Raw genomic sequence first — 12,157 nt, forward strand, 5'->3', positions numbered from 1 at the left:
CCCCCTCCGCACCCACGGCCACCCGCACCCGGCTACCCGCGCCGGCGGCCACCCGCGCACGCAGCTACCCGCGCACGCCCTATCCGTACATGCGGCGCATCGCGAAGTCGACCATCTGCTCCACGGCCTTCGCGTCGAAGACCATCCGGTGGTCGCCCTCCATGTCGAGGACGAAGCCGTACCCGGTCGGCAGCAGGTCGATCACCTCGGCGCCGGTGATGACGAAGTACTTGGACTCCTTGCCCGCGTACCGGCGCAGCTCCTTGAGCGTGGTGAACATGGGGATCACCGGCTGCTGCGTGTTGTGCAGGGCGAGGAAGCCCGGGTTGTCGCCGCGGGGGCAGTAGACCTTCGACGTGGCGAAGATCTGCTGGAAGTCCTCGGCGGCGAGCTGCCCGGTGGTGAAGGCGCGTACGGCGTCCGCGAGCGACGGCGGGGACGGCTCGGGGTACAGCGGCTGCTCGGCGTACCCGCCGGCCATGCCCCCCGCCATCGGCTGGCCCATCGGCATGCCCATCTGCGGCGCCGCCTGCGGCGGGGGCTGGGGAGCGGCGTACTGCTGCTGCCCGGGCGCGTTCTGGTCGTAGCCGTACATGCGGCACAGACTACTGAAGCCCCCGCCCGCCCGCCGCAGGCACCGGGGCACAGGCCCCCATCGCGGCCCGAACGCTCCCCGATCCGGCCGAAACCGTTCCTTCCGGCCGCGGACCCCGCACCCTTCTGACCGGACCGTCCGACCGGACCCGCCCCCCGACCGCCACCACTTGACCCCTGTCACAGTCGCACGTCGGGGGTTGCTCTTATTACTGACGGGTAGCATCATCGTAGCTACTTGCTGGTAGATAACCGACCTGCTTACGGAGCCGTCGCCATGGGGCACTACAAGTCGAATCTGCGGGACATCGAGTTCAACCTCTTCGAGGTCCTCGGCCGCGACAACGTGTACGGCGCCGGCCCGTTCGCCGAGATGGACACCGAGACCGCCAAGGACATCCTGTCCGAGATCGCCCGTCTCGCCGAGAACGAGCTGGCCGCCTCCTTCGAGGACGCGGACCGCAACCCGCCGGTCTTCGACCCCGAGACCAACACCGCCCCCGTGCCGGCCTCCTTCAAGAAGTCCTACAAGGCCTTCATGGACTCCGAGTACTGGCGCCTGGGCCTGCCCGAGGAGATCGGCGGCACCGTCTCCCCGCGCTCCCTGATCTGGGCCTACGCGGAGCTGCTGCTCGGCGCGAACCCGGCCGTCTGGATGTACTCCTCCGGCCCGGCGTTCGCCGGCATCCTCCACGAGGAGGGCAACGAGGCGCAGAAGCGCATCGCCCAGATCGCCGTCGAGAAGCGCTGGGGCTCCACCATGGTCCTCACCGAGCCCGACGCGGGCTCGGACGTCGGCGCCGGCCGCACCAAGGCCGTGCAGCAGGAGGACGGCTCCTGGCACATCGAGGGCGTGAAGCGCTTCATCACGTCCGGCGAGCACGACATGGAGGAGAACATCCTCCACTACGTCCTCGCCCGCCCCGAGGGCCACGGCCCCGGCACCAAGGGCCTGTCCCTCTTCCTCGTCCCGAAGTTCCACTTCGACTGGGAGACCGGCGAGCTGGGCGAGCGCAACGGCGTGTACGCCACCAACGTCGAGCACAAGATGGGCCTCAAGGCCTCCAACACGTGCGAGATGACCTTCGGCGACCAGCACCCCGCCAAGGGCTGGCTGATCGGCGACAAGCACGACGGCATCCGCCAGATGTTCATGATCATCGAGTTCGCCCGCATGATGGTCGGCACGAAGGCCATCGCGACGCTCTCCACCGGCTACCTCAACGCGCTGGAGTACGCCAAGGAGCGCGTCCAGGGTCCCGACCTGGCGAACTTCATGGACAAGGCCGCGCCCAAGGTCACCATCACGCACCACCCGGACGTCCGCCGCTCCCTGATGACGCAGAAGGCGTACGCCGAGGGCATGCGCGCCCTCGTCCTCTACACCGCCGCCGTCCAGGACTCGATCGCCGTCAAGCAGGCGGCCGGCGAGGACGCCTCCGCCGAGGTCGGCCTGAACGACCTGCTGCTGCCGATCGTGAAGGGCTACGGCTCCGAGCGTTCCTACGCGCTGCTCTCCGAGTCCCTGCAGACCTTCGGTGGCTCCGGCTACCTGCAGGAGTACCCGATCGAGCAGTACATCCGCGACGCCAAGATCGACACCCTGTACGAGGGCACCACCGCGATCCAGGGCCAGGACTTCTTCTTCCGGAAGATCGTCCGCGACCAGGGCGCCTCCCTGAACCTCCTCTCCGAGGAGATCAAGAAGTTCCTGGCCTCCGCCGAGGGCGGCGAGGACCTGGCCGGCGCCCGCGACGCGCTCGCCAAGGCCGCGGTCGACTTCGAGGCGATCACCGGCAAGATGGTCACCGACCTCACCGCCTCCGTCGAGGACGCCCGGAACATCTACCTGGTCGGCCAGAACACCACCCGCCTGCTGATGGCCGCCGGCGACGTCGTGGTCGGCTACCTGCTGCTGCGCGGCGCCGCCGTGGCCGCCGAGAAGCTGGCCACCGCCTCCCCGAAGGACGTCCCCTTCTACCAGGGCAAGATCGCGGCGGCGAAGTTCTTCGCCGCCCAGGTCCTCCCGGGCCTCGGCGTCCAGCGCCAGCTGGCCGAGGGCGTCGACAACTCCCTGATGGACCTCGACGAGTCCGTCTTCTAGCAGGGCGGACCGGCCGGCCCCCACGGGGTCCGGCCGCCTTCCGGCACCGAAGGGTGCGGGGTGCCGTTCCGCACGGCGGCACCCCGCACCCTTTCGTCGGGACCGCGGCCCCCGCGCCCATGCCCGCCGGGCCGCCGGCGCGGGAGGCCGAGCCCCACGTCACAGCCGCGCGGGGCCCCCTTTGTCACAGGCGCATGGCACGCTCGTACGTATGAGTGCACACGAGCAGGGACCCAGGGGGTACGGCGCCCCCGCGGGGGGCTACTCCGTCCCGACCGGGCGGCCGTACGCCCTCAAGGAGCTCCAGGCCGCCCTCGGCGCCCTCGGCGACCAGGCCAGGGAGCTGTACGAAGGCGCCCACCCCGCCGAGTACGAGACCATCGCCGACGCCCTGCACGCGGCCTTCCAGACCGCCGCCGGGCTCGCCCCCGCCCGCTCGTACACCGGCTGCGCCGAGCACCCCAACGGCGCGCTGGACCCCGAGGCCCCCGACGGCTGGGGCCGCTGCCTGATCTGCAACGACCGCCGCCGCCTGGCCCTGGCCCGACGGCACGGCCGCCCCGGCCAGCGCACCGGCGTGCCGGGCGCCGGACCGGCCCCGGACCAGCAGCCCCGGCTCGGCTACCCCGTCCCCGAGGGCCCGTACACGCTCCAGGCCCTGCTCACACACCTGCGCACGGTCGAGGAACAGCGCTTCCACCTCACCATCTCCTCGCCCGACGAGGCCTTCGTCCGCATCGCCGACGACGTCCACAGGGCGTTCATCGTGGCCCGCGAGCTCTCCCGGCCGCGCGGCGCCTCCGGATGCGCCGAGCACCCCGGCGCCCCCGTGGACCCCGACGCACCTCCAGGTGAGGCCTGTATCTTCTGCGCCGGACGCAAGCGCCGCGCGCAGCGCGCCTCCGGGACCCCCGAGATGCTGCCCCGCATCCGCCGGGGCGAGCGGCGGCAGCTGCAGCGGCGCTTCGACCGTCCGACGGGCTGAGACAGGTCCGCGGGACGCCCCGCACCACGGGCGGACCGCGAACACGACCCACCTCGCCGGCTACCCGCCGCAGTCCGGACATGGCGAACACGACCGTCGTTAAGGTGAACCACATGAGCTCTCCCGCCCGCTTCGACCGCGGCCACACCGACGACCTGATGACCTATCTGGCGGCGAGCCCGTCCCCGTACCACGCCGTGGCCAACGCGGCCGAGCGGCTGGAGAAGGCAGGCTTCCGGCAGCTGGCGGAGACGGACGCATGGGACGCGAGCGCAGGGGGCAAGTTCGTGCTCCGCGGCGGCGCGATCATCGCCTGGTACGTCCCGGAAGGCATGCCCGCGCACACCCCCTTCCGCATCATCGGGGCGCACACGGACTCCCCCAACCTCCGCGTGAAGCCGCTTCCTGACACCGGGTCACAGGGCTGGCGGCAGATCGCCGTCGAGATCTACGGCGGCACGCTCCTGAACACCTGGCTCGACCGCGACCTGGGCCTGGCCGGCCGGCTGACCCTGCGCGACGGCAGCCACCGGCTGGTCAACGTCGACCGCGCCCTGCTGCGGGTGCCGCAGCTGGCCGTTCACCTGGACCGCTCGGTCAACACCGACGGGCTCAAGCTCGACAAGCAGCGCCACATGCAGCCGATCTGGGGCCTGGGCGACGTCCAGGAGGGCGACCTGATCGCCTTCCTCGAAGAGGAAGAGGGCCTGCCGGCCGGCTCGGTGGCGGGCTGGGACCTGATGGTCCACTCGATCGAGCCCCCCGCCTACCTCGGCCGCGACCGCGAGCTCCTGGCCGGCCCCCGGATGGACAACCTCCTTTCCGTGCACGCCGGTACGGCCGCGCTGGCCGCGGTGGCCACCGCCGGCAAGCTGGACCACATCCCGGTGCTGGCCGCCTTCGACCACGAGGAGAACGGCTCGCAGTCCGACACCGGCGCGGACGGCCCGCTCCTCGGCAACGTGCTGGAACGTTCAGTCTTCGCCCGCGGCGGCTCGTACGAGGACCGCGCCCGCGCCTTCGCCGGCACGGTCTGCCTGTCGTCCGACACCGGTCACGCCGTGCACCCCAACTACGGCGAGCGGCACGACCCTTCGCACCACCCCCGCGCCAACGGCGGCCCGATCCTCAAGGTCAACGTCAACCAGCGCTACGCCACCGACGGCAGCGGCCGCGCGGTCTTCGCCGCCGCCTGCGAGCGGGCCGGCGTGCCGTGGCAGTCCTTCGTGTCGAACAACTCGATGCCCTGCGGCACCACCATCGGCCCCATCACCGCGGCCCGCCACGGCATCCAGACCGTCGACATCGGCGTGGCCATCCTCTCGATGCACAGCGCCCGCGAACTGTGCGGCGCCGAGGACCCGTACCACCTCGCGAACGCCCTGGTCGCGTTCCTGGAGGACTGAGCCAGGACCTCCCGCCGCCGGCAGCACGCTCAGCCAGGAGCCCTGAGCGCGACCGGCCCGGGACCGGGCACGACGAAGGGGCCCGGCCGCAGCGGCGGCCGGGCCCCCTTCCGCATCCGTACGGCCTACGCCTGGTCGTCCATGCCCGCGAGGACCAGCGGCAGCCGGCCCGCGCCGCCCGCGACCACCTTCACCGGCACGCCCCAGTCCTGCTGGTGGACGTGGCAGGCCGGGTACTCGTTGTCCGGATCGTCGTCGCACGAGGCGGCCATCGCGGACACGTGCAGCACGCCCTCCGCGACGCCCTCGGCCAGCACCAGCTCGCGGAACAGGTCCGTGCCCGCCCCCTCGCCGGCGGCGAGCAGCTCCGGCGGGGTGGAGCTGACCAGCAGGCGGGTGGAGGGCCCGTACCGGGTGTCGAGCTTCTGCCCCTGGGGCGCCTGGAAGACCACGTCGAGCCGGAGCGCGCCCGGAGCCACCTCGGTCGCGGCCCGCTGCGTACGGTGCGCCACGGCGTCCACCCGTACGGCTTCCTCGGGCAGCCGGAGCCGGGTCAGCCGGTGCCGGGCCGACTCGACGACGACGATGTCGTCCCCGGCCAGCACCGCCGCGCTGGGCTCGCGCAGATCGGTGGCGAGGGTGGTGACCTGGCCGGAGGCCGGGTCGTAGCGGCGCAGGGCGTGGTTGTACGTGTCGCTGACCGCGACCGAGCCGTCGGGCAGGGCCGTCACGCCGAGCGGGTGCTGGAGCAGCGCCTGGGCGGCGTCGCCGTCGCGGTGGCCGAAGTCGAAGAGGCCGGTGCCGACGGCCGACACGATCCGGAAGCCCTCGCCGTCCCGCTCGACGTACCGCAGGGCGCTGGTCTCGGAGTCGGCGATCCACAACCGGTCGCCGGCCGCGGCCAGCCCGGAGGGCTGCGCGAACCAGGCCTCGGCGGCCGGTCCGTCGACCAGGCCCTCGTTGGTGGTGCCCGCCTCGACGCGCACGGTGCCGGTGGCCGGGTCCCACGACCACAGCTGGTGCACGCCGGCCATGGCGATCCAGACCCGGTCCTGCCACCAGGCCACGTCCCACGGCGAGGACAGGTCCACCTCCAGGGCGGGGCCCGACGTGGCCGAGCCCTGCCACCACTGGCGCCCGGTGCCGGCCACCGTCCCGACCGCGCCGGTGGCGGGGTCGAGGACGCGCAGTGCGTGGTTCACGGTGTCCGCGACCACGACGCGGCCGTCGGGCAGCAGGCACAGCCCCTGCGGCTCGCTGAACGCGTCCGGGCCGAAGCCGCGCTCCCCGGAGCCGATGCGGCGCACGACGGTCTCGCCGTCCGGCTCGATCTCCACGAGCTGGTGGCGCGTGGAGTCGGACACCAGGAAGTTCCCGCTCGGCAGCACGATCGCCTTGCCGGGGAAGCGCAGGTGGGTGGCCACCGGCTCCGGGGCCACGTACGGGCCGTCGCCGCGCCGGAGCGTGCCCTTGGCCTCGTGCTCCGCCTCCAGCTCGGCCACCAGCCGCTCGATTGCGTGCGCGTGGCCCTCGCCGGCGTGCTGGGCGACGACGTACCCCTCGGGGTCGATCACCACCAGCGTCGGCCAGGCGCGCACGGCGTACTGCTTCCAGGTGGCGAGCTCGGGGTCGTCGAGGACCGGGTGCTCGACGCCGTACCGCTCCACGGCGTCCACCACGGCCGCGTGCTCGGCCTCGTGCACGAACTTCGGCGAGTGCACCCCGATGATCACGACGGTGTCGCGGTGCTTCTCCTCGAGCTCGCGCAGCTCGTCGAGGACGTGCAGGCAGTTAATGCAGCAAAACGTCCAAAAATCCAAAATGATGATCCGACCGCGCAGCCCCGTGAGGCTGAGGTCCTTCCCGCCGGTGTTGAGCCAGCCGCCCTTGCCGATCAGCTCGGGGGCACGGACACGGGCGCGGCGGGTCGTCGCGGGCGGCGCGGGCGCGGGGGTGGGCACCGGGGCGGCAGCATCGTTCATCCTTCAAGCTTGCCATCCCGTCGGGGCCACCCCTACGGGTGATCGCCGCTCGACATGCAGCCGACACGAACGCCTGTGTGGGACGGTGGCGGCGAGGGCGACCGAAAGGGACACCGCGCATGGCCACAGCCATCGACTACAGCGAGGGCATCGATCCCGAGCGTGCTCTCAAGTACGCGATCCAGCACATGCGGGGAGGGCGCGTCGAGATCATCGAAGGGGTCATCCAGGGGGGCGACGAGTCGGTGGCACCGACGTGGGACCACGAGAGCGCGGCCGAAGAGGTCCGCGACCAGATCAAGCCGCGTGTGCGGGAGCTCGGGTGCGTCACCGGGTCGGGAAACCTGGACTTCCCCGGGAGCGGGAACTGGTACGTCCCCGACATCGCCGTGGTCCCCAGGGACCTGGCCAAGGGGGGTTCGGCACTGCTGCCCGACCAGACCCTGCTCGTCGTCGAGGTGACCTCGGAGTCGAACGCCGAGACCGACCGCGTCGTGAAGCGCAAGCGGTACGCCGAGTACGGGGCGCCGCTCTACCTCCTCGTCGACCGGCAGGAGGGGAGCGTCACGCTGTTCTCCGAGCCGGGGCACCTCGGGTACACGAAGGCCGACGGGCCGCACCCGTTCGGGACGTCCGTGCACCTGCCCGCGCCGTTCGGCATCGACCTCGACACCAGCGGGCTGTAGCGCGTGAAGTACCTGGTGCGGGACAAGGTGTTCGCGGTCGGGGACGACTACTGGATCGAGGATGAGCACGGGCGGCACGCGTTCCTCGTGGACGGGAAGGCACTGCGGCTGCGGGACACGCTGGAGCTCCAGGACCCGCAGGGGCGGGTCCTGATCACGCTGCGGGAGAAGCTGTTCAGCCTGCGCGACACCATGACGCTGGAGCGGGACCTGGACCCGCTCGCGACCATCCGCAGGAAGCGGCTCTCGCTGCTGCGCAACCACTACCGCGTGACGCTGGTGGAGGGCACGGAGCTCGACGTGCACGGGCGGCTGCTCGACCGCGAGTTCCGGATCGACTACGACGGCGAGTTGCTGGCGCTGGTCTCCCGCCAGTGGTTCCGGGTGCGGGAGACGTACGCCGTGGACGTGGTCCGCGAGGACGCCGACCCCGCGCTCCTCATCGCGGTCGCGGTGTGCGTGATCCGGATGGCGGAGAAGGAGCGCGAGGGGGGCGACGACTGAGACCGGAGGGCCCCGCCCCTACGGCTTGACGGGGCGCAGGCGGCAGTGGGCCGGGCCCAGGGGGCGGAGGGTGATCCCGGCGCCGACCGGGACCTCCTGGGTGACGGCCTCCAGCTCGTAGGCGCGCAGCACCATCGCCAGGGCGACCACGGACTCCAGCATCGAGAAGTGCTGCCCGATGCACGCCCGCGGCCCGCCGCCGAACGGGAACCAGGCGTACCGCTCCCGGGCCTTCTCCGCCTCGGGCGTGAAGCGGTCGGGGTCGAAGCGCTCGGGGTCGGGCCAGTAGCGGGGGTGCCGGTGGGTGACCCAGGGGGCGACGATGACGTCCGCGCCGGCCGGGACGAGCTGCCCGTCGATCTCCGCGTCCGCCACGGCCCGGCGCCCGATCACGGGCGCGGCCGGGTAGAGCCGCATGGCCTCCTTGAGCACCTGCGTCAGGTACGGGAGGGCGTCGGCGTCGGCCGCCCCGGGCGTACGGTCGCCCAGCACGCGCCGCACCTCCTCGCGGGCCCGGGCCTGCTGCTCGGGGTGCTTGGCCAGCAGGTGCAGGGCGAAGGCGAGCGAGGTCGCGGTGGTCTCGTGGCCGGCCAGGAGGAAGATCAGCACCTGGTCGCGGAGTTCGGCGGCGTCGAAGCTGCCGTCCTCGGCGTTCCCGGCCGCCGCGAGGAGGGTGAGCAGGTCGTCGCCCTGGGCCTCCGGGACGGTCCCAGGGGCGGTCTCGGCCTTGAGGGCGGTCCCGTCCTCGGGTGCCGTCGCGCCGGCCGCCCGGCGGGCGGCGATGATGCGGTCGCAGACCGCGTACAGCTCGGCCGTCGCGGACGCCGCGCGCCGGTTGTCCGGGGTCGGCCAGTGCCGCGGGAGGCTGAGGGGCGCGTAGCCGCGCCGCAGGACGTAGTCCCCGATCACGGGGAAGCACCGCTCCACGACCGCGATGGCGGCCTCCACGTCCGTGCCGAAGAGGATCCGCGCGACCGTGCGCAGGGTGAAGCGGGTCATCTCGGCGACGAGGTCGACCCGGCCGGTGCCGTCGGGCGCCTGCGCCCACCCCGCCAGCATCCGCTCGGTCTCGGCGGCCACCGCCGCCGCGTAGCCGTCGACGCGGCGGCGGGTGAACAGCGGCTGCACCAGCCGGCGCTGGCGCAGGTAGTCGTCGTCCTGCGCGGTCAGCAGGCCGTTGCCGAAGGACTCCCGCACCTCCTCGTAGAAGACGTTGTCCTTGCGGAAGTCGGCCGACCCGGTCGCCAGCACCTGCTGGGCTCCGGCCGCCGAGAAGACGCCGTAGACCTCGACCCGCATCCCGGGCGGGCCGCCCCAGACGCGGACCACGTCCCCGTGGGCGCGCCGGGCGGCCAGGAAGGTGCCGAGCGAGTCGTTCCTCAGGTCGAACATCGAGCCCAGCAGGGGGAGTCCCGCCGGGCCCGGGACCTCCCGGCCGCCCGTGCCCACCGTCCGATTCGCCATGTCGCCGCCCTCCGCGCCTCGCGGCCCGTCCGCAGCCCCGTGCGCGGACGCCGGCCGCCCAGGGCGATCCTCTCCCCGGCCGGTACGTGCCAACCAGCCGGTTTCGGGCGATCGCGCCGCGGGAGGGGCGGTTACCGGCCAGTTTCGACGGCGGGAGCGGGATCCGGCCCGACGGGCGCGGCAGGAGGGGCCACGGAAGGAGCGGAGGAAACCCCGGAAGAAACCCGGGAAGAAACCCCGGAAGAAGCCGCGGAAGAAGCCTCGGAGGGACCCTCAGGAGCGGCCGGCCCAGCCGCAGCAGCCGGCACCGCGGCGGCCCCCGTGCCCCACCGCGACTCCGCCGCCAGCGCCGTCACCAGCACCGCGAGCAGCGCGGCCAGTTCCACGGCCCCGTTCACCCGCGGCCCGGCCGCGGCCGTCGCCAGCACCCCGGCCAGCGCCGCCGCCCGGAACCGCAGCGGCCCGATCCGGAGCACCCGGCGGAAGGCCAGGTCGCCCGCGAGGTACAGCCCCACCCCGCCCGCGAGGGCCAGCGCCGGGCCGGTGGCCAGCGACTCGCCCAAGTGCCCGATGGCCTTCTTCACACCGGCCGCGAAGATCGCGACCCCGATCAGCACCGGCAGGAAGAAGTAGTAGTAGGCCAGCATCGACAGCTTGAAGCGGGTCGGGCCGTCGACCGACGCCAGGTACTCCTCGGCCCGCCCCTCGTCCCGCACGAAGTACGTCCACCACAGCGCGGAGCCGATCGCAAGAGCCAGGAACGCGCCCCCGAACAGGCCCGCGGTCAGCGGCTGGCCCTCCACCCCGATGCCGATCGCGATCACCGACTCGCCGAACACGATGAGCAGCAGGAGCCCGTGGCGCTCCACGAGGTGCGCGGCGCTCATCCCGCCCAGCTGCCCGCTGACGGTGTCCTCCGCGACCTCGGGGGGCGTCGTGGCGAACCGCACGATCAGCTGCGTGCTGAACTGGAAGGCCAGCGCCAGCACCCACAGCCCCCACGCCGGGGCCCCGTCGAAGAAGCCGGCGGCCAGCACGCTCAGGGCGCACAGGAGGTTCGGGGTCGCGAACCAGATCACGCTGCGTCCGTGGACCTCGGCGTACATGAGGCCGTGGACGGCCGTGACGAGCAGGTAGCCGATCCCGAAGGGCACGCCGCCGGCGCCGAAGGCGGTCGGCACGGACAGGGCGCACATCAGGAAGCCGCACATGGCGAGCATGAGCAGGAGCCGCCGGCGGGTGCGGTCGGGCGGCACCTGGTTGGTCAGGTGGGCGTAGCCGCCGTACATCCAGAACAGGACGGTGAAGACCAGGACCACGCGCGCCAGGCTCGGGAGCGCGAAGTCGTGGGCGAAGAGGACCGTCAGCTGGGTGACGGTGAAGACGAAGACGAGGTCGAAGAAGAGCTCCAGGGTGGTGACCCGGCGCTCCTCCTCGGCGGTGGTTCTGTCGGTGCCCGAACTGCCCAACACGTGCTCTCCCCCTGAGCGGTGGCCGAAAGTCGAGCGCCAGGGAATCATGCCCGGGGCCGTCCCGGCACCCCCAGTCCCAGCACTCGGTCCTTCAGGGCCGGGAACTGCTCGCGGGTGTCGGCGACCTTCGCCGGGTCGAGGTCGACCACGAGGACCTCCTCGTCCGGGCCGGCCTCGGCGAGGACCTCGCCCCACGGGTCCACGACCATGCTGTGCCCGGCCAGTTCGACGCCGGCGTGCTCGCCCGCGCAGGCGAGCGCGAGGACGTACGCCTGGTTCTCGACGGCCCGGGCCTGCGCGAGCAGCCGCCAGTGCGCCCGGCGCCGGGCGGGCCAGCCGGCCGAGACGACCAGCGCGGTCGCCCCCGCGTCGACCAGTCCGCGGTACAGCTCCGGGAAGCGCAGGTCGTAGCAGGTGGTGACGCCGAGGGTGAGGTCCGGCACGGGGACGGTGACCAGCTCGGTGCCGGCGCCCATCATCACGGCCTCGCCCTCGTCGAAGCCGAAGCGGTGGATCTTCCGGTAGGTCGCGACGAGCTCGCCCGCGGGGTCCAGGACGAGGGTGGTGTTGTACATCCGGCCGTCCGGGGCCCGCTCGACGATCGAGCCGCCGTGCAGCCAGACCCCGGCGTCCCGGGCGGCCTTGGACAGTTGCGCGCACGTGGGGCCGTCGACGGGCTCCGCCTCGGCCTCGAAGCGCTGGTAGTCGAAGGCGCCGACCGGCCACAGTTCGGGCAGCACGACCAGGTCGGACCCGCTCTGCTCGCGTACGAGGGCACCCGCGCGCGAACGCCGGGAATCGGCCGACTCGCCCTCGTTCACGGCCATTTGGATCAGTGAGGCGCGCACACTACCACCGTTCCGCCAGGGGCCTGGCTCACATGTCGTCAACTCGGGCCTACGATCGTCACACGAAAGCACTGCCGGGGCGCTCCCCGGCAGCGTAACTTTGGCAGAAAGC

General features: G+C 72.7%; 10 protein-coding genes. 5 read left to right on the plus strand and 5 right to left on the minus strand.

The window, feature by feature from the left end; genetic code table 11:
* Positions 1-79 precede the first annotated feature (79 nt).
* Positions 80-595: an SseB family protein gene (locus IF43_RS0102260; protein ID WP_030193154.1), complete on the minus strand. Its 516-nt coding sequence runs from the start codon at positions 593-595 to the stop codon at positions 80-82.
* Between the two features lie 276 nt (positions 596-871).
* On the opposite strand from IF43_RS0102260, the gene IF43_RS0102265 reads away from it, so the two are divergent.
* The 3 genes from IF43_RS0102265 (at position 872) to IF43_RS0102275 (ending at position 5,089) form a co-directional block, all read left to right on the plus strand.
* On the plus strand, positions 872-2,698 hold the full coding sequence (locus tag IF43_RS0102265) for an acyl-CoA dehydrogenase (protein ID WP_030193155.1): 1,827 nt from the start codon (positions 872-874) through the stop codon (positions 2,696-2,698).
* Positions 2,699-2,909: 211 nt separating this feature from the next.
* On the plus strand, positions 2,910-3,683 hold the full coding sequence (locus tag IF43_RS0102270; protein ID WP_030193157.1) for a hypothetical protein: 774 nt from the start codon (positions 2,910-2,912) through the stop codon (positions 3,681-3,683).
* Positions 3,684-3,796: 113 nt separating this feature from the next.
* A complete protein-coding gene (locus IF43_RS0102275; RefSeq protein ID WP_030193159.1) occupies positions 3,797-5,089 on the plus strand; it encodes a M18 family aminopeptidase in 1,293 nt (430 codons plus the stop codon).
* Positions 5,090-5,214: 125 nt separating this feature from the next.
* On the opposite strand, the gene IF43_RS0102280 is transcribed toward IF43_RS0102275, so the two are convergent.
* The gene (locus IF43_RS0102280) at positions 5,215-7,071 is read right to left on the minus strand and encodes an NHL domain-containing thioredoxin family protein (RefSeq protein WP_030193162.1); all 1,857 of its coding nucleotides are present in this window, start codon (positions 7,069-7,071) and stop codon (positions 5,215-5,217) included.
* Between the two features lie 119 nt (positions 7,072-7,190).
* Here IF43_RS0102280 and IF43_RS0102285 point away from each other — a divergent pair, with 119 nt between their 5' ends.
* Together IF43_RS0102285 and IF43_RS0102290 are read left to right on the plus strand one after the other, a co-directional pair.
* On the plus strand, positions 7,191-7,757 hold the full coding sequence (locus tag IF43_RS0102285) for a Uma2 family endonuclease (protein ID WP_030193164.1): 567 nt from the start codon (positions 7,191-7,193) through the stop codon (positions 7,755-7,757).
* 3 nt (positions 7,758-7,760) lie between these two features.
* Positions 7,761-8,261 (plus strand): LURP-one-related/scramblase family protein, encoded by a 501-nt coding sequence (locus IF43_RS0102290; RefSeq protein WP_030193166.1) that lies wholly within the window; start codon positions 7,761-7,763, stop codon positions 8,259-8,261.
* Between the two features lie 18 nt (positions 8,262-8,279).
* Here IF43_RS0102290 and IF43_RS0102295 read toward each other — a convergent pair whose 3' ends face one another.
* The 3 genes from IF43_RS0102295 to IF43_RS0102305 form a co-directional block, all read right to left on the minus strand.
* Positions 8,280-9,725, minus strand: coding sequence for a cytochrome P450 (locus IF43_RS0102295; RefSeq protein ID WP_030193167.1), 1,446 nt, complete (start codon positions 9,723-9,725; stop codon positions 8,280-8,282).
* Between the two features lie 131 nt (positions 9,726-9,856).
* Positions 9,857-11,197, minus strand: a complete 1,341-nt coding sequence (locus IF43_RS0102300; RefSeq protein WP_158939132.1) for a low temperature requirement protein A — start codon at positions 11,195-11,197, stop codon at positions 9,857-9,859.
* A gap of 44 nt (positions 11,198-11,241) precedes the next feature.
* Entirely contained in the window at positions 11,242-12,045 is an 804-nt protein-coding gene (locus IF43_RS0102305; RefSeq protein ID WP_030193171.1) for a carbon-nitrogen family hydrolase, read from the minus strand.
* Positions 12,046-12,157: the final 112 nt, after the last annotated feature.

Origin of the sequence: Streptomyces sp. NRRL S-87, assembly GCF_000719335.1 — a bacterium.
GTDB lineage: Bacteria > Actinomycetota > Actinomycetes > Streptomycetales > Streptomycetaceae > Streptomyces.

Excerpts from the sequence above, each read along its gene's own strand:
- IF43_RS0102260 (WP_030193154.1), bottom strand. The coding sequence starts at position 595 with ATGTACGGCTACGACCAGAACGCGCCCGGGCAGCAGCAGTACGCCGCT.
- IF43_RS0102265 (WP_030193155.1), top strand. The coding sequence starts at position 872 with ATGGGGCACTACAAGTCGAATCTGCGGGACATCGAGTTCAACCTCTTC.
- IF43_RS0102270 (WP_030193157.1), top strand. The coding sequence starts at position 2,910 with ATGAGTGCACACGAGCAGGGACCCAGGGGGTACGGCGCCCCCGCGGGG.
- IF43_RS0102275 (WP_030193159.1), top strand. The coding sequence starts at position 3,797 with ATGAGCTCTCCCGCCCGCTTCGACCGCGGCCACACCGACGACCTGATG.
- IF43_RS0102280 (WP_030193162.1), bottom strand. The coding sequence starts at position 7,071 with ATGAACGATGCTGCCGCCCCGGTGCCCACCCCCGCGCCCGCGCCGCCC.
- IF43_RS0102285 (WP_030193164.1), top strand. The coding sequence starts at position 7,191 with ATGGCCACAGCCATCGACTACAGCGAGGGCATCGATCCCGAGCGTGCT.
- IF43_RS0102295 (WP_030193167.1), bottom strand. The coding sequence starts at position 9,725 with ATGGCGAATCGGACGGTGGGCACGGGCGGCCGGGAGGTCCCGGGCCCG.